Source organism: Halovibrio salipaludis (assembly GCF_002286965.1).
GTDB lineage: Bacteria > Pseudomonadota > Gammaproteobacteria > Pseudomonadales > Oleiphilaceae > Halospina > Halospina salipaludis.
The window spans coordinates 319967-338878 of sequence record NZ_NSKD01000003.1 but is presented as its reverse complement, the minus strand read 5'-3'; the positions used below and the strand labels follow the sequence as shown (position 1 = coordinate 338878).

Annotated in this window: 18 protein-coding genes; 12 read left to right on the top strand and 6 right to left on the bottom strand. The window is 62.9% G+C overall.

Annotation, left to right across the window (positions count from 1 at the left end; all coding sequences use genetic code 11):
- Nucleotides 1-7: 7 nt before the first annotated feature.
- A complete protein-coding gene (locus tag CK501_RS09295; protein ID WP_095617443.1) occupies nucleotides 8-502 on the bottom strand; it encodes an Lrp/AsnC family transcriptional regulator in 495 nt (164 codons plus the stop codon).
- 460 nt (nucleotides 503-962) lie between these two features.
- Here CK501_RS09295 and CK501_RS09290 point away from each other — a divergent pair, with 460 nt between their 5' ends.
- Nucleotides 963-2639: a 2-isopropylmalate synthase gene (locus tag CK501_RS09290; RefSeq protein WP_095617442.1), complete on the top strand. Its 1677-nt coding sequence runs from the start codon at nucleotides 963-965 to the stop codon at nucleotides 2637-2639.
- 112 nt (nucleotides 2640-2751) lie between these two features.
- Here the strand turns inward: CK501_RS09290 and lipA are convergent, their stop codons facing one another.
- The gene (gene lipA / locus CK501_RS09285; RefSeq protein WP_095617441.1) at nucleotides 2752-3792 is read right to left on the bottom strand and encodes a lipoyl synthase; all 1041 of its coding nucleotides are present in this window, start codon (nucleotides 3790-3792) and stop codon (nucleotides 2752-2754) included.
- A 306-nt stretch (nucleotides 3793-4098) separates the two neighbouring features.
- Here lipA and cysQ point away from each other — a divergent pair, with 306 nt between their 5' ends.
- The 4 genes from cysQ to CK501_RS09265 all read left to right on the top strand — a co-directional run bounded on the left by cysQ (nucleotide 4099) and on the right by CK501_RS09265 (nucleotide 7149).
- Complete coding sequence (gene cysQ, locus CK501_RS09280) at nucleotides 4099-4866, top strand: 3'(2'),5'-bisphosphate nucleotidase CysQ (protein ID WP_095617440.1); 768 nt, start codon at nucleotides 4099-4101, stop codon at nucleotides 4864-4866.
- Between the two features lie 96 nt (nucleotides 4867-4962).
- Nucleotides 4963-6348, top strand: a complete 1386-nt coding sequence (locus CK501_RS09275) for a sodium-dependent transporter (protein ID WP_095617439.1) — start codon at nucleotides 4963-4965, stop codon at nucleotides 6346-6348.
- Nucleotides 6349-6352: 4 nt separating this feature from the next.
- Nucleotides 6353-6619, top strand: a complete 267-nt coding sequence (locus CK501_RS09270) for a Smr/MutS family protein (RefSeq protein WP_095617438.1) — start codon at nucleotides 6353-6355, stop codon at nucleotides 6617-6619.
- On the top strand, nucleotides 6616-7149 hold the full coding sequence (locus CK501_RS09265) for a DUF192 domain-containing protein (protein ID WP_095617437.1): 534 nt from the start codon (nucleotides 6616-6618) through the stop codon (nucleotides 7147-7149). Before CK501_RS09270 ends, CK501_RS09265 begins: the two co-directional genes overlap by 4 nt.
- Here CK501_RS09265 and CK501_RS09260 read toward each other — a convergent pair.
- Nucleotides 7143-7874, bottom strand: a complete 732-nt coding sequence (locus tag CK501_RS09260; protein WP_095617618.1) for a DsbA family protein — start codon at nucleotides 7872-7874, stop codon at nucleotides 7143-7145. The genes CK501_RS09265 and CK501_RS09260 overlap by 7 nt on opposite strands.
- A gap of 97 nt (nucleotides 7875-7971) precedes the next feature.
- Here CK501_RS09260 and CK501_RS09255 point away from each other — a divergent pair, with 97 nt between their 5' ends.
- Together CK501_RS09255 and CK501_RS09250 are read left to right on the top strand one after the other, a co-directional pair.
- Entirely contained in the window at nucleotides 7972-8364 is a 393-nt protein-coding gene (locus CK501_RS09255; protein WP_095617436.1) for a thiol-disulfide oxidoreductase DCC family protein, read from the top strand.
- Nucleotides 8365-8366: 2 nt separating this feature from the next.
- Nucleotides 8367-8612 carry a ClpX C4-type zinc finger protein gene (locus tag CK501_RS09250; protein ID WP_095617435.1) on the top strand — a complete coding sequence of 82 codons (246 nt, stop codon included), beginning with the start codon at nucleotides 8367-8369 and terminating at the stop codon, nucleotides 8610-8612.
- A 59-nt stretch (nucleotides 8613-8671) separates the two neighbouring features.
- Here CK501_RS09250 and CK501_RS09245 read toward each other — a convergent pair whose 3' ends face one another.
- From CK501_RS09245 to xseA, 3 genes are all read right to left on the bottom strand, one after another.
- Nucleotides 8672-10756 (bottom strand): dehydrogenase, encoded by a 2085-nt coding sequence (locus tag CK501_RS09245; protein ID WP_095617434.1) that lies wholly within the window; start codon nucleotides 10754-10756, stop codon nucleotides 8672-8674.
- Between the two features lie 290 nt (nucleotides 10757-11046).
- Nucleotides 11047-11256 (bottom strand): cold-shock protein, encoded by a 210-nt coding sequence (locus CK501_RS09240; protein WP_077530880.1) that lies wholly within the window; start codon nucleotides 11254-11256, stop codon nucleotides 11047-11049.
- Nucleotides 11257-11449: 193 nt separating this feature from the next.
- Nucleotides 11450-12817, bottom strand: a complete 1368-nt coding sequence (xseA, locus tag CK501_RS09235; protein WP_095617433.1) for an exodeoxyribonuclease VII large subunit — start codon at nucleotides 12815-12817, stop codon at nucleotides 11450-11452.
- A gap of 148 nt (nucleotides 12818-12965) precedes the next feature.
- Here xseA and guaB point away from each other — a divergent pair, with 148 nt between their 5' ends.
- The 5 genes from guaB to CK501_RS09210 are packed head-to-tail and all read left to right on the top strand — an operon-like array spanning nucleotide 12966 to nucleotide 18902.
- Entirely contained in the window at nucleotides 12966-14429 is a 1464-nt protein-coding gene (guaB, locus tag CK501_RS09230; protein WP_095617432.1) for an IMP dehydrogenase, read from the top strand.
- 23 nt (nucleotides 14430-14452) lie between these two features.
- Complete coding sequence (guaA, locus tag CK501_RS09225; protein ID WP_095617431.1) at nucleotides 14453-16030, top strand: glutamine-hydrolyzing GMP synthase; 1578 nt, start codon at nucleotides 14453-14455, stop codon at nucleotides 16028-16030.
- A 12-nt stretch (nucleotides 16031-16042) separates the two neighbouring features.
- Nucleotides 16043-16546: a tRNA adenosine(34) deaminase TadA gene (tadA, locus tag CK501_RS09220; RefSeq protein WP_095617430.1), complete on the top strand. Its 504-nt coding sequence runs from the start codon at nucleotides 16043-16045 to the stop codon at nucleotides 16544-16546.
- Complete coding sequence (galE, locus tag CK501_RS09215) at nucleotides 16543-17547, top strand: UDP-glucose 4-epimerase GalE (RefSeq protein ID WP_095617429.1); 1005 nt, start codon at nucleotides 16543-16545, stop codon at nucleotides 17545-17547. The genes tadA and galE overlap by 4 nt, the downstream gene beginning before the upstream one ends.
- Nucleotides 17548-17558: 11 nt before the next feature.
- Nucleotides 17559-18902, top strand: a complete 1344-nt coding sequence (locus CK501_RS09210; RefSeq protein WP_095617428.1) for a UDP-glucose dehydrogenase family protein — start codon at nucleotides 17559-17561, stop codon at nucleotides 18900-18902.
- Nucleotides 18903-18912: the final 10 nt, after the last annotated feature.

Sequence of the window (18912 nt, the reverse complement as noted above, 5' to 3'; positions counted from 1 at the left end):
CCCGCCTTCAGAGGTATTTCAGTGGCAGCTCCGTGTTGTCGATTACACGCCGCATCACAAAGCTGGAGTGCACGCCGCTGACGCCGGTGATGCGGGTGATCTTGTTGAGCAGGAACTGCTGGTAGTGCTCCATGTCCGGCACTACCACCTTGAGGATGTAGTCCGCCTGCTGTCCGGTGATCAGGTAGAGTTCCTGGACTTCCGGGTAGGTGGCGACCTGGTCCTCGAATTCCTGGAACCGCTCCGGGGTATGGCGGTCCATGCCGATCTGCAGGATGACGGTGAGGGAAAGCCCCAGCTTGCGCCGTTCCAGCAGGGTCTTGCGGCCCAGGATGATGCCGGCCTCCTCCAGTGCCTTGACGCGACGAGAGCAGGGCGAGGGCGAGAGGCCGACGCGCTCGGCCAGCTGCTGGTTGGTGAGGCCGCCATCCTTCTGGAGATGCTCCAGGATCTGGCGATCAATGCGGTCGATCCGGACCAGTTCCGAGTCTGTTTTTGCCATGGAATAACGCCGTTTTTTGTGGGTGAGCTATTAAATGCCAACTAATGGATTAATGGTAGCAGAATATTGCCTAATAGTCGGAAATAACCACAAATTCGCAAACACATTGCTCGGTATTTTGGTTACCTTGGACATGTCCCCGGGAGGTGAGCCGGCGTTACCGCGCCGGGCCAGGCTTCCGGAAAGACGGCCCCGCACCAGGGGCCGTCGGTGGCGGTCCGCGACGCCACCCTGGACCGGGTGTCACAAGCACCCGAAAGCGGAGCAGACGGTGTGATCCACCCTCCGCAGCGCAGGCGCGGCGGCAGGGCAGGCCCGGGGGCTTGCCCCACGCTTGTGCCGATGGGGCTTCGCCCCCAGTTCTGATAACAGACAGAGGCATCCGGGAAGCCGCGCGGACGGGTTCCCCGATGCCTTGATCCATTTCAGGCACAGCAGGCAACGCAACAGGGAGCAGATCATGGCCTTTGACCATCGCAAATACCGGCCCTTCAAGCCACTCAACAAGACCGACCGGCGCTGGCCGAACCAGGTCATCGAGAAGGCGCCGACCTATTCCGCCGTTGATCTGCGTGACGGCAACCAGGCGCTGGTCAAGCCCATGAACATCGCCCAGAAGCAGCGGCTTTTCGACCTGCTGGTCAAGCTGGGCTACAAGCAGATCGAGATCGGCTTCCCGGCGGCGAGCCAGCCGGATTTCGACTTCTGCCGCAAGCTGATCACGGAGAACCGCATCCCTGAGGACGTGAGCATCCAGATCCTGACCCAGGCACGGCCGGAGCTGATCAAGCGTTCCTTCGAGGCGCTGGACGGCGTCCACAGTGCGATCGTGCATGTCTACAACTCCACCTCCACCGCCCAGCGCGAGCAGGTGTTCGAGATGGACATGGAAGGCGTGAAACAGATCGCGGTGGACGGTGCCAAGGAAGTCCAGCGTCATGCGAAGAACTATCCCGATACTGAGTGGATCTTCCAGTATTCCCCGGAAAGCTTTTCCGCCACCGAGGTGGATTACGCCGTGGAGGTGGTGGACGCGGTCAACGACGTCTGGCGCCCGGATCAGGGCCAGCAGGTGATCATCAACCTGCCGGCCACGGTGGAGATGGCCACACCCAACGTGTTTGCGGACCAGATCGAGTGGTTCTGCGACCATGTGCGCTATCGCGATCACTTCAGCCTGAGCGTGCACACCCACAACGACCGGGGCTGTGCCATTGCGGCTGCCGAACTGGCGGTGATGGCTGGCGCGGACCGGGTCGAGGGCACGCTGCTGGGCAACGGCGAGCGTACCGGCAACATGGACCTGGTGACCTTCGGTATGAACCTCTACTCCCAGGGCATCGACCCGGAAGTGGATCTGTCCGGTATGGCCGAGATCGTGGACGTGGTGGAAGCCTGCACCGAGATCGCCACACACCCGCGCCATCCCTGGGCGGGCGAGCTGGTGTTCACGGCGTTCTCCGGCAGCCACCAGGACGCCATCCGCAAGTGCATGGCCAAGCACGGCGAGAACGACATCTGGAACGTGGCCTACCTGCCCATTGATCCCCAGGACATTGGCCGGCGCTACGAGGAAGTGGTGCGCATCAACAGCCAGTCCGGCAAGGGCGGCGTGGCCATGGTGCTGGAGCGCGACTATGGCATCAGCCTGCCGCGCTGGCTGCAGATTGAGTTCGCCAAGGTGGTCCAGAAAGAAGCCGAAATCACTGGTGGCGAGGTGGATTCATCCACCATCCATAAGCTGTTCGAACGGGACTATCTGCAGGTGCCGAAGGGTTGGACGCTGCACACCTACGACCTGCACCGCACGGATGACGGCGTCCAGGCGTCGGTTGTGGTGGGCAATGGCGAGCGTACCGAGCTGAAGGGCGGCGGCCAGGGCGCGGTTGAGGCCGTGGTTGACGCCTTGCAGCGGCGCCATGATGTGAGCGTGGCCGTCGAGGCGTATGACGAATTCGCGCTGGGAGAGGGCACCAGTGCCAACGCACTGGCGTGCATCCGCATCCAGGTGAACGGCGAGGTCTACAGCGCGGCGGCGCTGGCCGAGGACACCACCTCAGCCACGCTCCAGGCGCTGCTGTCGTCTGTTGCGCGGTGTGTTAACGCCAATGCGGTGGATACCGCAGCCGTCCTGTAGAACATGTAGGAGCGAGCTTGCTCGCGATCGAGACCTGTCAGAAGGTCAATCGCGAGCAAGCTCGCTCCTACAGGGGGAGAGATGGCGGTTTTCGATCGCCATTATGGTGTGGTCAGCCGACCGTCTTGACCGGAATGATGTTCGGGTCCGGCTCGGCGCCCGGTACTTCCGGTGCTTCCGAGAGCCCCAGGTTGTTTTTCTCGAACACCCGGTCCGCGCGATAGCTTGAGCGCACCATGGGGCCGGAGGGCACTTCCAGGAAACCTTTTTCCAGTCCTTTCTCCCTGTACCATTCGAATTCTTCCGGCGTCACCCAGCGTTCCACCGGCAGGTGGTTACGTGTGGGCTGCAGGTACTGGCCGAAGGTGACGATGTCGACGCCAATGGCACGCAGGTCGTCCATGGTTTCCAGGATCTCTTCCTCGGTCTCGCCCAGGCCCAGCATCAGGCTGGTCTTGGTGATGACCTTCGGGTTGTGCTTCTTGGCGTGTTCCAGCACGTCGAGCGTCTTTTTATAACCGGCGCGCGGGTCACGGACACGCTCGGTCAGCCGCTCCACGGTTTCCACGTTCTGCGCGAAGACTTCCAGTCCGGAGTCCACGACGGTCTCAACGTGTTCGTTGATGTTGTCGAAATCCGGGGTCAGCGCTTCCACGGCCACATGGGGCGTACGGCGCTTGATGGCGCGCACGCAGTCGGCATAGTGGCCGGCGCCGAAGTCGTCGAGGTCGTCCCGGTCGACGGAGGTGAGCACGATGTAGCGCAGGCCCATCATTTCCACGGAGTGCGCGGTGTTTTCGGGTTCGTCCTGGTCGAGCCAGCCCTTGGGGTTGCCGGTGTCGACGGCGCAGAAGCGGCAGGCGCGGGTGCACACGGAGCCCATGACCATGATGGTGGCGGTGCCGTTGTTCCAGCATTCGCCCATGTTGGGGCAGTGTGATTCCTCGCAGACGGTGCTGAGGCGGTGCTCGTGGACGTTGCGCTTGACCTGTTCGAAGCGCTCGCCGCCGGGCATGCGGGCACGCAGCCAGGAGGGCTTGCGGGTGCGCTCGGCTTCCTGGGCGCGTGAGGCTTTCTGGCCGTCTTTGATGGCGGCGATGCCGTGTTCGCTGCGGAACTTTTCGCCGCTGCGGGGTTTCTGGCGATCACTCATTGTGGTGTTCGGTCCCCTGGTCAGGTACCCGCCTGTGAGATGGCAGCCTGGAAAGGGTCCGGCGGCCTCTGCCGGGAATCGCCACAAGTACGTCCATGTAGGCTGCTCTTCCGCCATCCATGGCTCCAGAGCTTCCCGTCAGAGGCCGCCGGACCCTTTCCGGTCCAACGTGTTGCAGGCCGGTACGGTTAGCGATTGGTCACCGATTATAACGGATCTGGCGCGAAAAATCGTGGGTCGCTGGACTCAGCCCCTCGCCAGCGCCACAATTCCGCCCATTAAAGCCACCCGTTATGGATTGTCTGCATGGATTACGACGCGCTTGTTCCCGAGGTTCTGGCCATTGCGGCGGATGCTGGTGAGAAGATCATGGCGTTCTATCGCCAGGACTATGAGGTGACGCAGAAGCAGGATGACAGCCCGCTGACGGAGGCGGATATGGCGTCCCATCACCGTATCGTCGAGGGCCTTCGGTCACTGTCGCCGAAGCTGCCGATCCTTTCCGAGGAGGAAGAGGTGGCCTGGGAGGAGCGCCGTGACTGGGACCGGTTCTGGCTGGTGGACCCGATCGACGGCACCAAGGACTTCATCAAGCAGAGCGGTGAGTTCACGGTGAACATTGCGCTGATCGAGAACGGGGTTCCCGTGATGGGCGTGGTGACGGTGCCGGCGCTGGGCATTGAGTACTGGGGCACGTGCAGTGGTGGTGCCTTCCGCCGGAAAGAGGGCGAGACGGTGCGCCTTCAGGTGGCTGAGCCGCCGGAGGAGAAGCGGGTGGTGGCGAGCAAGAACCATATGAACGCGGAGACGGAGGCGTTCATTGAGAGTCTGGGGCCGCATTGTCTGGTGCAGGCTGGGTCGTCGCTGAAGTTCTGCCGGATTGCCGAGGGGGAGGCGGATATCTACCCGCGGGTGGGGCCGACCTGTGAATGGGACACCGGTGCCGCCCAGGCGGTGCTGGAGGCGGCCGGTGGTCGCGTCCTGACCTTTGAGGGCGAGCCGCTGCTCTATGGTAAGGAAAGTGTGTACAACCCGCATTTTGTGGCGGCGGGGCCCTGGTTTACGCCGGTCTGAGCCGCTTCAGTATTGATCCGGTGATTAATAGCGGCTAGGGTTTCGCGGTTATACAAAGGTTTCAGAAACAACAGAAGAAGCGGGAAGGGCTCAACCATGAATGAGAAGCGAAGCTCGGTCCACGGTGAGTGGTCCAGTGGTCTGATTTTCATCCTTGCTGCCACCGGTTCCGCCGTTGGCCTGGGCAATCTGTGGCGTTTCCCCTATCTGGTGGGCGAAAACGGCGGTTCCGCCTTTGTCATACTGTATCTCGCCTGCATCCTGCTGGTTGGCCTGCCGATCATCATCGGTGAGGTCACCATCGGTCGCAAGGGCCGGCGCAGTCCCATCAACAGCCTGCGGCTGATTGCCCGGGAGGAAGGGCTCAACCAGAAATGGGCCCTGGTCGGTTGGATGGGCGTGATCGCCGGTTTCCTGATCCTGTCCTTCTACAGCGTCGTCGGCGGCTGGTCCCTCTATTACGGCTATGAGGCCCTGATCGGTGGTTTCGCCGGCATGACCTCGGATTCCGCCGAAGGGATGTTCAATGGCCTTGTGAGCAGCCCTTCCGCCGTACTGGGGTGGCACACGCTCTTCATGCTGATTGTGTTCGGCATCGTGGCTTCCGGTGTCAAGAAGGGCCTGCAGCGGGCGGTGACGCTGCTGATGCCGTTGCTTTTCCTTCTGCTGGTGGGGCTGGTGATCTACGGGATGACCACCGAAGGCTTTAGTGATGCCATGACTTTCCTGGCCACCCCCGATTTTGGCGCCCTGGACGGTGACACCGTACTCGCGGCCCTGGGGCAGGCGTTCTTCACGCTGAGCCTCGGTATGGGCGCGATCATGGTCTACGGCGCTTACCTGCCGCAGGAGAACTCCATTCCGGTCAGCACCGGGTGGATCGTGGGCATGGACACCCTGACGGCGCTGCTGGCCGGCTTCGCGATCTTCCCGATCGTGTTCACGGTGGGCCTTGAGCCGGGCGAGGGCCCGGGCCTGGTGTTCCAGACCCTGCCGATTGTCTTCGGTGAGATCACCTTCGGTGCGCTGCTTGGTGTTGTCTTCTTCGTGCTGTTGTCGGTGGCGGCCATCACCTCCGGCATGTCGCTGCTTGAGCCCGCTGTCGCCTATCTCTCCGAATCCTTCGGCGGAGGCCGGGTCAAGGCGGCGGCCATCATCTCCGCCCTGATCTGGCTGCTTGGTGCCGCCTGCGGCCTTTCCATGAATGCCTGGTCCGGCTTCCACCTGCTGCCGGGCATGACCATCTTCAACACCATCGAGTTCATTTCCAGCAATATCCTGCTGCCGCTGGGCGGGCTCTTTGTGGCGCTGTTTGTGGGCTGGAAGATGCGCACCACGACAGTGGCCGCGGAGCTCGATACCCACAACCACCACAACCTCTTCCTTCTGTGGTTGTGGGTGACCCGCATTGTGGCGCCGGCGGCGGTGCTGTTCATCTTCCTTAACGCCACTGGCCTGCTTTCCTTCATCACCGGGGAGTGATGCCATGGCCAAGCTGACGCTCGATCTGCATCCCATCTTCAACAAGGGGGATCGGATCGAGCAGGCGCTGGAGGACATCATCGACGAGGCGGAGCGCAAGCGCGTTCCGACCGTCGAGATCATTCCCGGCAAGGGCAGTGGTCAGCTCAAGAAGCGCGTCCTGCGCTTCCTGGATCGCAAGGACATCAAGCAGCGTTACCATCGCCTGGACAAGGACCGCGATAATCACGGGCGGCTGTTCGTGTATTTCCGTTTCAGGGGGAAACAATGACGGTGCGCGTGCTGGTGCCCATTGTCATGGCCGTGATTGCTGGCTGCGGCAGCGTTCCCGGGGAGGGCGCTGGCGGCTCCGTTACCCTCTGCCTGCCTGCTGATGAGCGCCTGATTCCGTTGGAGGCGGAACTTGCCGTTACGCCCTCTGCCCGGCAGGAGGGGTTGAGTGGTCGGGAAACGCTCTCGCGTCGTGCCGGTATGCTGTTTGTCTACCCCCGTGAGCAGGGGCCGGATAACAGCTTCTGGATGCACCGGACGCGCATTCCCCTGACCATCCTCTTCCTGGATGACCAGGGTGTAGTGCGTTCCGTACAGGATATGGATCCGTGCCTGGAAGCGTCTGGATCCGGGTGTGCCAGCTATCCGGCAGGGGTGGATCACTGGATGGCGCTGGAGGTGAACCAGGGGCTGCCGGCGGCGCTGGGCATCAGCGAAGGCGACCGCATCCGGCGCTCAGGGGCTGGTGACAGGGCCACCTGTGACAGCGCCGGGAAGCTGACGCCCGGGACACTTCCGGAAGCTCACTGAGCGGCTTCCAGCTGGCGCTCGATGAGGGCTTCCAACTGGGCCCAGTTGGCGCGTCTCAGGGGGATGTTGTCCACCATCACCGTGGGGGTGCTGGTCACCCTCAGATCCTGTGCCAGGTTACGGCTCTCCTGGACTTCACGCTCAATCCGGTCCAGCCTCATGCAGCGTTCGAAAGCCCGTCTTTCCAGCCCGAGAGAGGCGGCATAGTCGCTGAACAGGCTCTGCGGGCTGTCCGCGCTGCTCCAGTCATCCTGGCGCTCGAAGAGGCGGTCGTGCATGGGCTTCCAGGCATCCTGATCCTCGGCGCAGCGCGCCGCTTTGGCCGCTGGAACGGCATTCTGGTGCTGGCGCAGGGGCAGGTCGAAGAATACAAAGCGGACCTTGCCCGGCTCCACGTATTCCGCCATCAGCCGGTCATGGTTCCCGGCGAAGTCAGCGCAGGCCGGGCACTGGAAGTCGGCGAATTCGCGCACAACCACTGGTGCGTCGGGATCACCGATGCGCACACCAAGGCGGTCCCGCTCTTCGGGGAAGGGGGGCTGATCTTCCGCCGTGGGCAGTGAGGACGGCCCGGACAGGGATGGGTTGGTGAGCCAGAAAACGCCGCCGATCACGGCCAGCAGGGCTGCGGCGAACAGGCTGCCGCCGATCAGGCGCTGGCGGCGGCGTTTGCGGCTCAGCGGGCTGGGTTTTCCGGTCTTCTGGCGGTTCTTTGCTTCTCCCATGATGGGCGTCCCCGTTCCCTGTTCGTTATGATGGTTGAAAGTTCCCAGAGAGTAGCGCTGTCCCTCTGGGCTGACAACACCATGGCGGGAGGTCATCATGGGCAGCCAGAAGAGCCGGTTAGTGGTTTACTACGATGGCTCCTGCCCGGCCTGCATCCGGGACCGGCAGTTCTATGAGCGCCTGGCCGGCAAAGGGGGCCGGCATGTGGTCTGGTTTGACATCACCGGTCAGGAGGGCGCCCTGCGTGAGCGGGGGATCGACCCGGATCAGGCCCTGCAGGAACTCCATGTCGAGGATGCGGATGGGCGTATCCACAGCGAGATGGCAGCCTATATCCTCCTGATGGGGCGGGTTCCGGTGCTCAAGCCGCTGGCCTGGCTGCTTTCCCTGGGGCCGATCAAGCGTCTTGTGTCCGCGCTCTATCACCGCTGGGTCCAGCGTCGGCTGGCGCGTGAGGGCCGTCTTCCAACATCCAACCGGGAACCGTAACCATGAGTGATGATGACCAGGAGCTGGACCGCGAGATTGAATCGCTCGCGAGTCAGCTCGATGACGACAAGATGGATGCCATCGCGCGCCGGCTGGGGTTGCGGGATGACGAACAGGTCCACCGGACGCAGGCGGATGGGCAGTGCTCATTCTGCGGGCGCCCTCAGGCCGAAGTGGGGGCGATGGTGAGCAATGGCGCCGGGGCCCGTATCTGTGGTGAGTGCCTGGCGAGCTTCCGCTCCTCCTGAGCCGGGGCATAAAAAACCGCGACCGGAGTCGCGGTTTTTGCCTCATTGCTGGGCAGGGATCAGGAGGCGGTGGCCGCCTTCTTCTTCCCGCCCTTGCTGCCGGAGTCGGCCGGCTTGATACCGCGCTTCTCCATGGCCAGGGTGCGTACCCGGTCGAAATCCTCGTCCGTGTACACGCCGTTGACCCCGGAGATGGACGCCAGTTTCATGCCGTGCTTGAGCCCCAGCTTGTAGATCTCGCGGACCTTTTCCCACTCGATCTCACGACCCACGGTAAAGGTCTCGTAACGCCCTTCCAGCGCCAGAACAATGGTTTCCGCCAGGCAGGCATAGGCCACTTTGGGCGGCAGACCAATGTTCTTCATCTTCACGTCGCCAGGCAACTCGACCTCACCGGATTCGATCACCAGTACGTCCGGGCGCTTGGCCACGTCCTCCGGCGGGATATCCAGTGGCCTTGCCACGTCGGTGATCACGCAGCCCGGTTTGACCTCCATGATATCGAGGATGCGCTTGCCGGCCCCCGATGTAGAGGTCACGATCATGTCCATGTCCCGCAGGTACTTGTTGGGGTTGGACGTGACGTGGATCTTAGCCTCCGGCGTCTCCTTCATGATGGATTCCTTGAGCGCCAGAAGCCGAGCGGACTCGCGGGCCACGATGTAGACCTCGTCCACGGCCTTCGCCAGCAGGCGCGCGCAGACCGCACCGATGGAGCCGGTGGCGCCAACGACCATGGCCTTTGCCTTGGCCTTGTTGTTCTCGCCAATCTCCACCAGACCCAGCTTTTTCAGCGCTTCGTGTGCGGCCCAGAGGGCACCGGAGGCGCTGTAGCTGTTGCCGGTGGTGATCGGCAGTGGTGAGCGCTTGGAGACCGTCAGGCCAGCATCGCCGACGACCTTGGTGAAGGCGCCGAGACCCATGATCTGAGCGCCCAGGCGCTTGGCCAGCCGCGCCGCTGCCAGCAGGCGCCGGTAGGTGAATTCCGGACTGTGCGCCATGATCTCCTTGGGCGTGCCCCCCACGGTGATCAGCCAGCCCTCGGCCTCTGCGCCGGTGGGGGATTTGATCCCCGTCACCCGTGAATAGACGAAGGGTGGCGAGTAGGCCATCACCTTTTCCACCGTATTCATGAAGGCCTTGGGCGCGTAGTTTGCCACCGTGTCCAGCGGTTTGGCGTTGCGGAAATACTGCTGTGACAACGGGTGGATCACGAAGGCGAAGCGGCTGATGCGCTTGTACCCGGAGGGATACAGGATGCGCGGCTCAATGCCCTCGTTGGTAATGATTTCCAGGTAGTCGTCATGGGTGATCTCGGCCGGCGAACGCTCGAGCGCGGCCAGGATCATCGCCTCGACCACGTTCACGCCCACGGTCTCATTGAAGATCTGGGGGGTGTAGTCGATGACGACGTTGACGCCACGATCCCCCAGCTCCTTGAGGCGTTCATCGGAGATGGAAGCGGTAAGCACGGTCTTGCCAGCGAGCTCTTCCAGGCCCATGGCCTCGAGCTCGTTGTAGCGGGCCGCGATGACGTCCGCGTTCTGGGCACCCTTGCGCAGCACGTAGTCGGTCACGTTCTTGGCAACCGGCAGCCGGCCAACGGTGTCGCCGATGTGCCATGATTGGATGGGACCGGTGCCGGCGGCGTAACTCTCAAGCTGGCTCAGCGAGGTGAGCATCTTGGGTACGCCGAGCTGGGTCACCGGGTCGGCGAAGAACAGGTTCTCGGTGTATTCGCTGAATACACGGGCCGGGCGGTAGTTGGCCTGACCGTTCAGGAACAGCACCTTGGCGTTATTGAAGCATTCCTCCAGCTCCAGCTGGGTATGGCGCACCGCCCAGTCCTGGAGGATGCTGCGCAGCGTCGCCCCTGTGGTGACAGGGACTGACTGAACGGCCTCCTGCAGCCGCTTGGTGTCTTCGTGAGTAATGGTATGGGTGCCGACCTGGTAATGGTCCTGCACCATGCCGAGCCCGACTACGTCGGCTTTCGGCTCCCACTCACGGATGGCGGTTTCGGCGCGATCCATGCTGCCATCCGTGCCGATCCGGATGACGCGTATGGTCTGACCAAGAAACTCGGTCTCAAGGTCATAATCGAGCCTGGCGGGCCCCAGGCTGATACTGACAACCGTCTTCATGGACTTCTCCCCTTGGTATTCCCGTTCTACAGCATGGTCCAGAACCTGTTTCCCTTCAAAGGAACCGTCAGGCTGCTGAACTCCGTTCTGATGGCCGGCGGACTCTGTGGTTGGCGTTATACGCCGGCGGACGGGATTGTGATTATGAATGCAATCGTCTCAGGCTATGTGGTCGATTGTCGGGCAGAGTATAACAGGGGGAGGAAAGGGGTCGGTACAGGGTGGAATATGATTTTTACAACAAAAAAAAGCCCGGCTCGATGAGCCGGGCTTTTCGACCTGCGGTCGCTTTACACGGCGGTTACGTTTTCCGCCTGCGGGCCTTTCGGGCCCTGCGTAATAGCGAACTGGACTTCCTGCCCCTCGGTCAGCGTCCGGAAACCGGTTCCGTTGATCGCACTGTAATGTACGAATACGTCAGAGCCGTTTTCGCGAGCAATGAAACCGAAGCCTTTTGCTTCGTTGAACCACTTGACGCGACCAGTATTGAGATCAGACATGATGCACTTTCCTTAAAAAAACACGATTTTCTTTCACACCCACCGTATTGTGGATGCTTTGAGCTGGGACGCTTGAAGGCCTTTCGGTGAGGAACGAACGAGGAGTCCTGATGCAGGTCGTCGTAATGCTTTCACTTACAAGAGCCGCTTAACGTGTGCAGCAGATGCAGTATCGGTGCTGTGGGGAGTCACGTCAAGCGTTTTCATCATCTGTGTTCACGTTCTCGACACGGCAGTCCAGAGTCCCTTCTCCGAGCCGCACGTGGACAGCGTCTCCGGGGGTGCGCTGTCCGGCGTTTCTCAGGATCCTGCCGCTGTCGTCCTCAGCAATGGCGTAGCCCCGGTTGAGGGTGGCCAGCGGGCTGACCAGATCAAGCTGCGCGCTCAGGCTGCGGGTGCGCTCCTGGTCCCGTTCCAGGCGGCCGCGCACGGCCCGTTCAAGACGTTCCCGGCTTTCCGAGACGCGTTCGCGGGCCAGGTGCAGGCGGTGTTCCGGGCGGACAGCGGCCAGGCGCCGCCAGTACTGGCGCAGCTGCTCCTGGCGCTGGCTGAGGTGGCGGCGGGTCTGCTGGTGCAGTCGGGCCTCGAGTTCATCCAGCCGCTGGGCCTGCTCCTGGAGCTGCTGGCGGGGGTGGCGAAGCCGCTGGTGCAGTTCGCCGAGCCGGTCCCCGCGCTGCTGGAGAAGCTGGCGGGCGCCAAGGATCAGTCGCTCTTCGAGCCCGCTCAGCCGGTCCAGGAATTCCTGGCGGTTGGGCGAAATCGCTTCGGCAGCTGCGGATGGGGTGGGCGCTCGCTGATCCGCCACCAGGTCAGCGATGGTGACATCCACTTCGTGGCCAACCGCGCTGATGATGGGGATGCGGCTGCTGAAGATGGCCCGGGCCACCGCCTCCTCGTTGAAACACCAGAGATCCTCGAGTGAGCCGCCGCCCCTGCCCACGATCAGGGCATCACAGCGGCCGTGTCGATGGGCGCGCTCGATGGCGGCGACAATGCCGGCGGTGGCATCGGCGCCCTGTACCGGTGTCGGGTAGAGGGTGATCGGAAGCCCCGGGAAGCGGCGGTTCAGTACCGTGAGGATGTCCCTGATGGCGGCCCCGGTCCCGGACGTGACAAGGCCCAGGTGTTGTGGCGGAACCGGCACCGGCTGCTTGTGTTCCATCGCGAACAGGCCTTCGCGCTCCAGGCGGGCCTTGAGCTCCTCGAAGGCCCGCTGCAGGGCGCCTCTGCCGGCCGGCTCGATGGCCTCCACAATCAGCTGGAAATCACCCCGCGCTTCGTAGAGGCTGACTTTCGCCCGGATCAGAACCTGTTCGCCGTCCGCCGGGGCCTGCTTCAGGAGCCGGTTGCGGTTGCGGAACATGGCGCAGCGGATCTGGGCGCGTTCATCCTTGAGCGTGAAGTACCAGTGACCGGACGCCGGGCGGCTCAGGCCGGAGATTTCACCTTCGACCTGAACCTCCATGAAACTGGTTTCGAGCAGGCCTTTCACCTGGCGTGTGAGCTGGCTGACGGAGAGGGCGCCGGAGGCGCTCGCGGCGGGGCTGTCGTCTTTACGCATTCAGTCGTCGCAACGTATAATGTTCGTTTACTGAAACCGGCGCCACAGGCGCCCTGAAGGGGTTTTCCGAAGTGTGTCTGCCGAGGTGTGCGCAGCACCGGAGTGAACCAGAGAGAATCCCGGAAGGCAAGTTGATAAGGCGGACCCAATGCTGCGAATCGCGGAAGAAGCGCTTACCTTCGACGATGTACTCCTCGTCCCCGGCTATTCCGATGTCATGCCGAATGAGGTGGATCTGCGAACGCCCCTGACCCGGGGGATCCGGCTCAATGTGCCGCTGGTCTCGGCGGCCATGGATACGGTGACCGAAGCGGATCTGGCCATTGCCATGGCGCAGGTCGGTGGCATCGGCATGATCCACAAGAACATGACCATTGAGCAGCAGGCCGCCGCTGTCCGCAAGGTGAAGAAATACGAAAGCGGTGTGGTCAAGGACCCGGTGACCGTGTCCCCGAACACCACCGTGCGCGAGCTGGTTCAGATCACCTCGGCCAACCGGATCTCCGGGCTTCCGGTCGTGGACGGCCGCGACCTGGTGGGCATTGTCACAGGCCGCGATATCCGGTTTGAAAGTGGCATGGATACACCGGTGTCGGAGATCATGACCCCGCGCGAGAAGCTGGTGACCGTGCGCGAGGGCGAGGACGTCCAGAACATCAAGGATCTGCTGCACCGCCACCGCATTGAGAAGGTTCTGGTGGTCAACGATGACTTTGAGCTGCGTGGCCTGATCACCGTCAAGGACATCCAGAAATCCGAGGATTACCCGGACGCCTGCAAGGACGCCCAGGGGCATCTGCGCGTGGGCGCGGCCGTCAGTACCGGCGGTGACACCGAGGCGCGGCTGGATGCGCTGGTCGAGGCCGGCGTGGACGTGGTTGTCGTGGATACCGCGCACGGTCATTCCCAGGGCGTGATCAATCGCGTCCGCTGGGTCAAGGAACGCTACCCGGATCTGCAGGTGATCGGCGGCAACATCGCGACCGCAGAGGCAGCGATCGCACTGGCGGATGCCGGCGTGGACGGCGTCAAGGTCGGTATCGGCCCGGGTTCCATCTGCACCACCCGCATCGTGGCGGGCATCGGCGTGCCCCAGATCAGCGCTGTATCCAATGTGGCGGAGGCGCTGCGTAACCGGGATGTTCCGGTGATCGCCGACGGTGGCATCCGCTTTTCCGGGGACATCGCCAAGGCCATTGCGGCGGGGGCCCATACCGTCATGGCGGGCAGCCTGCTGGCGGGTACCGATGAGGCACCGGGCGAGGTTGAGCTCTACCAGGGCCGTACCTATAAAGCCTACCGTGGCATGGGGTCACTGGGTGCCATGGGTCAGGGTTCCAGCGACCGCTACTTCCAGGATGCCGCCGAAGGCATCGACAAGCTGGTGCCGGAAGGCATCGAGGGTCGCGTGGACTGCAAGGGCCCGATGAAGTCGATCGTGCACCAGCTGATGGGCGGCCTGAAGGCGGCAATGGGCTATACCGGCTGCGCCGACATGCAGGAGATGCGCACCAAGCCGCAGTTCTCGCGCATTACCAATGCCGGTGTCCGGGAAAGCCACGTCCATGACGTGACCATCACCAAGGAAGCACCCAACTACCGCATCAGCTGAGTCCGCCACAACCAGAGGCCCGCATGACCCGGAACATCCATGATCACCGCATACTGATCCTTGATTTTGGTTCCCAGTACACTCAGCTGATTGCCCGCCGGGTCAGAGAGATCGGCGTCTACTGTGAGATCCGGCCCTTTGATGCCACCCCGGAGGAGGTGCGTGAGTACGCGCCGAGCGGGATCATCCTGGCCGGAGGACCTGAGTCCGTCACCGAGATGGGCAGCCCCCGGGCACCCGCCGGGCTGTTTGAACTGGGCGTGCCGGTCCTGGGCATCTGCTATGGCATGCAGACGATGGCCGAGGAACTGGGGGGGCGTGTTGCCGGCTCCGACAAGCGGGAGTTCGGGTATGCCCAGGTCCGCGTGACAGCGGAGAGCGATCTTCTGCGTGGCATCTCCGATCACGTAACGGATGCCGGTGAGCGCCTCCTGGATGTCTGGATGAGTCATGGTGACCAGGTTGTCGAGACACCGGAGGGCTTCGAGGTCCTGGCAGCGACCGGCAGTGCCCCCGTGGCCGCGATGCAGAACCCGTCGCATCGGCTCTACGGCGTGCAGTTCCATCCGGAAGTGACCCATACACTCCAGGGGCAGCGCATTCTCTCCCATTTCGTGCTGGACATCTGCGGCTGCGAGGCGCTCTGGACGCCGGCCGAGATTGTTGAGGACGCCATCCAGCAGATCCGCGATAAGGTTGGCAGCGACAAGGTCCTGCTCGGCCTTTCGGGCGGCGTGGATTCCTCCGTGACGGCGGCGCTGCTGCACCGGGCCATCGGCGACCAGCTGACCTGCGTGTTCGTGGACAACGGCCTGCTGCGGCTCAACGAGGGCAAGCAGGTGATGGATATGTTCGCTCGCAACATGGGCGTCAACGTCATCCACCACAATGCCGAGGATCGGTTCCTGTCCCGTCTCGAGGGCGTTCAGGATCCGGAAGAGAAGCGGCGCCTCATCGGCAATACCTTCATTGAGGTCTTTGACGAGGAGGCGGCGACCATCACGGATGTGGACTGGCTGGCCCAGGGCACCATCTACCCGGATGTGGTTGAATCCGCCCAGTCCCGCAGCGGCAAGGCGACGGTCATCAAGTCCCATCACAATGTGGGCGGGCTGCCCGAGACCATGAAGCTCAAACTGGTGGAGCCCCTGCGCGAGCTGTTCAAGGACGAGGTCCGGAAGATCGGGCTGGAGCTGGGGCTGCCCTATGACATGGTCTACCGGCATCCGTTCCCGGGGCCGGGGCTGGGCGTCCGGATCCTGGGCGAGGTGAAGAAGCATTACGCGGATATGCTGCGCGAGGCGGACGCGATCTTCCTTGAGGAACTGCACCGCTATGACTGGTATCACCACACCAGCCAGGCCTTTGCTGTTTTCCTGCCGGTCAAGTCCGTGGGCGTGGTGGGCGATGCCCGCCGCTATGAATACGTGATCGCCCTGCGCGCCGTGGAGACGCTGGATTTCATGACCGCCCGCTGGGCGCATCTGCCCTATGAGCTGCTCGAGACGGTCTCCAGCCGGATCATCAACGAGATTCCGGGCATCTCCCGGGTCACCTACGATGTATCCTCCAAGCCACCGGCGACCATTGAGTGGGAATAACCGGGTCCATCCATGACCACCGAAGGGGCTGACGAAGCCTGGATGGCCCGCGCGCTGGCGCTCGCGGAACAGGCGGAAGCGCTGGATGAGGTGCCCGTGGGGGCAGTGATCGTTCTCGACGGGGAGGTTGTGGGCGAGGGGTTCAACCAGCCCATTTCCGGCCATGACCCGACTGCGCACGCGGAGGTTCGGGCGCTCAGGGATGCCGCGCAGCGGATCGGTAACTATCGGCTGACCGATGCCACCCTCTATGTGACCCTTGAACCCTGTACCATGTGTGCGGGCGCTCTGGTGCACGCCCGTATTGGCACCCTGGTTTTCGGCGCCCGTGAACCCAAGGCCGGTGTCATCCGTTCCCGGGCCCGGATGCTGGAAGCGGAGCATCTGAACTGGCAGGTTGGGGTGCGAGAGGGCATCCGGGAACCGGAGTGTCGCGACCAGCTTACGGCCTTCTTTGCCCGCCGCCGGGCTGAGAAGAAAAAACGCCGGAATGATTCAGAAGGAGAGGATGAGTGACAGACAGGGTGTTGGTGACCGGCGGGGCCGGCTACATCGGAAGCCATGTGGTACGCCAGCTGGGTGAAGCGGGTTACGACGTGGTGGTGTTCGACAACCTCTCAACCGGTCATGAATGGGCCGTTACACACGGGGAACTCGTGGTGGGTGACCTGGCGGACCCGGAGGCCCTGGAGGCGCTCTTCGCGGCCAATGAGTTCGACGCCGTGCTGCATTTTGCGGCTCACATCATCGTGCCCGAGTCGGTTGCGGACCCGCTCAAGTACTACCGCAACAATACCCGTAACACGCTGAACCTGCTGGGGGCGATGAGCCGCCATGGGGTGAACCGCATCGTCTTCTCGTCCACCGCGGCTGTCTACGGCATGCCGGATCAGCAGGTTCTGACCGAGGACCTGCCATTGGCGCCGATCAACCCCTATGGCGCCTCCAAGATGATGAGCGAGCGCATGATCATGGATCTGGCGAGCGCCAGTGATCTGGACTATGTGATCCTGCGCTACTTCAACGTCGCCGGGGCGGACCCCCAGACCCGCCTCGGCCAGGCCACGCCGGAAGCCACGCACCTGATCAAGGTGGCCTGTGAATGCGCCACCGGCGCGCGGGGCGGCATGCAGATCTTCGGAACGGATTACGGCACGCGGGACGGTACCTGTGTCCGGGACTACATCCATGTCGAGGACCTGGCCAGTGCCCACGTGCGGGCCCTGGAGCATATGCAGCAGGGGAACGGCTCCGAGATCCTCAACTGCGGTTATGGGCGGGGGTTCACCGTGCGTGAGGTCATTGATGTGGTAAAACGTCTCTCCGGCGTCGACTTCCCCGTGACGGAGGCGGAGCGCCGTGCCGGTGATCCGGAGGCGCTGATGGCGGATAACCAGAGGATCCGCCGGCGCCTTGACTGGGTACCGGCCTACGACGACCTGGACACCATCGTGCAGACCGCGCTTGACTGGGAACGCCACTGGCAGGCGCGCCAGAACAACCCAACGGATCAGTAAGGAACAGCAGCATGCGCATCACCATTTTCGGAACCGGCTATGTGGGCCTTGTCACCGGCGCCTGCCTGGCCGAGGTGGGGCATCACGTCATGTGCATGGACGTGGACCAGGCCAAGATTGATCGCCTGCGCGAGGGCATCATCCCCATTTACGAGCCCGGCCTGGAGCCGATAGTCGCGCACAATACCGCCGCGGGCCGCCTGCAGTTCACCACGGATGTTGCTGAGGCTGTCGATTACGGCGAACTGCAGTTTATTGCCGTGGGCACTCCCTCGGACGAGGATGGCTCCGCGGATCTGAAGTACGTGCTGGCGGTGGCGGGCAGCATCGGCGAGCACATGAACGACTATAAGGTTGTGATCGACAAATCCACGGTGCCGGTGGGGACCGCGGACAAGGTGCGGGAAGCCGTGCGTGGCAAGCTCCTGGAACGGAGCGCCGACATCGACTTTGATGTGGTCTCCAACCCCGAGTTCCTGAAAGAGGGCGCGGCGGTTGATGATTTCATGAAGCCGGACCGCATCATCGTGGGCACCGACAGTGACCGCCCGCAGGAGCTGCTGCGTGAGCTCTATTATCCGTTCAACCGCAACCATGAACGTGTCATCTTCATGGATGTGCGCTCGGCGGAGCTCACCAAGTACGCCGCCAATGCCATGCTGGCGACCAAGATCAGCTTCATGAACGAGGTGGCCAACCTGGCCGAGCGCCTGGGGGCGGATATTGAGCATGTTCGCCGTGGCATGGGCTCGGACCCGCGCATCGGTTACCACTTCATCTACCCGGGCTGTGGTTACGGCGGTTCCTGCTTTCCCAAGGATGTGAAGGCGCTGGCCTGGACCGCCCGGGAATACGACTACGAAGCACGCCTCCTGGATGCCGTTGAGGCGGTGAACAGTGCCCAGAAGCATGTACTCTTCGACAAGGTCAGCCATTACTACGGCGGCGATCTGGCCGGCAAAACCGTGGCGCTCTGGGGACTGTCGTTCAAGCCCAAGACTGACGACATGCGCGAGGCGCCCAGTCGGGTGCTGATGGAGAAGCTCTGGGCGGCCGGTGCCAGTGTGCAGGCATTTGATCCGGAAGCCATGGAGGAGACCCAGCGCATCTATCCGGACCAGCCCGGCCTGCAGCTGTGCGGGACCAAGGAGCAGGCGCTCAAGGGCGCGGACTGCCTGGTGATCTGTACCGAGTGGAAGGAGTTCCGGTCACCGGACTTCGCCCAGATCGCGGCCGCCATCCGCTCGCCGGTGGTCTTTGACGGGCGCAACCTGTACGACGAGAAAATGCTGGGGCGTCACGGGCTGAGTTACTACGCCATCGGGCGGGGGCTCAACCAGTTCGGGACACGCTGAAAAACGCGTT

Coding starts and splice junctions, on each gene's coding strand:
- CK501_RS09295 (WP_095617443.1), bottom strand. CDS start 502: ATGGCAAAAACAGACTCGGAACTGGTCCGGATCGACCGCATTGATCGC.
- CK501_RS09290 (WP_095617442.1), top strand. CDS start 963: ATGGCCTTTGACCATCGCAAATACCGGCCCTTCAAGCCACTCAACAAG.
- lipA (WP_095617441.1), bottom strand. CDS start 3,792: ATGAGTGATCGCCAGAAACCCCGCAGCGGCGAAAAGTTCCGCAGCGAA.
- cysQ (WP_095617440.1), top strand. CDS start 4,099: ATGGATTACGACGCGCTTGTTCCCGAGGTTCTGGCCATTGCGGCGGAT.
- CK501_RS09275 (WP_095617439.1), top strand. CDS start 4,963: ATGAATGAGAAGCGAAGCTCGGTCCACGGTGAGTGGTCCAGTGGTCTG.
- CK501_RS09270 (WP_095617438.1), top strand. CDS start 6,353: ATGGCCAAGCTGACGCTCGATCTGCATCCCATCTTCAACAAGGGGGAT.
- CK501_RS09265 (WP_095617437.1), top strand. CDS start 6,616: ATGACGGTGCGCGTGCTGGTGCCCATTGTCATGGCCGTGATTGCTGGC.
- CK501_RS09260 (WP_095617618.1), bottom strand. CDS start 7,874: ATGGGAGAAGCAAAGAACCGCCAGAAGACCGGAAAACCCAGCCCGCTG.
- CK501_RS09255 (WP_095617436.1), top strand. CDS start 7,972: ATGGGCAGCCAGAAGAGCCGGTTAGTGGTTTACTACGATGGCTCCTGC.
- CK501_RS09250 (WP_095617435.1), top strand. CDS start 8,367: ATGAGTGATGATGACCAGGAGCTGGACCGCGAGATTGAATCGCTCGCG.
- CK501_RS09245 (WP_095617434.1), bottom strand. CDS start 10,756: ATGAAGACGGTTGTCAGTATCAGCCTGGGGCCCGCCAGGCTCGATTAT.
- CK501_RS09240 (WP_077530880.1), bottom strand. CDS start 11,256: ATGTCTGATCTCAATACTGGTCGCGTCAAGTGGTTCAACGAAGCAAAA.
- xseA (WP_095617433.1), bottom strand. CDS start 12,817: ATGCGTAAAGACGACAGCCCCGCCGCGAGCGCCTCCGGCGCCCTCTCC.
- guaB (WP_095617432.1), top strand. CDS start 12,966: ATGCTGCGAATCGCGGAAGAAGCGCTTACCTTCGACGATGTACTCCTC.
- guaA (WP_095617431.1), top strand. CDS start 14,453: ATGACCCGGAACATCCATGATCACCGCATACTGATCCTTGATTTTGGT.
- tadA (WP_095617430.1), top strand. CDS start 16,043: ATGACCACCGAAGGGGCTGACGAAGCCTGGATGGCCCGCGCGCTGGCG.
- CK501_RS09210 (WP_095617428.1), top strand. CDS start 17,559: ATGCGCATCACCATTTTCGGAACCGGCTATGTGGGCCTTGTCACCGGC.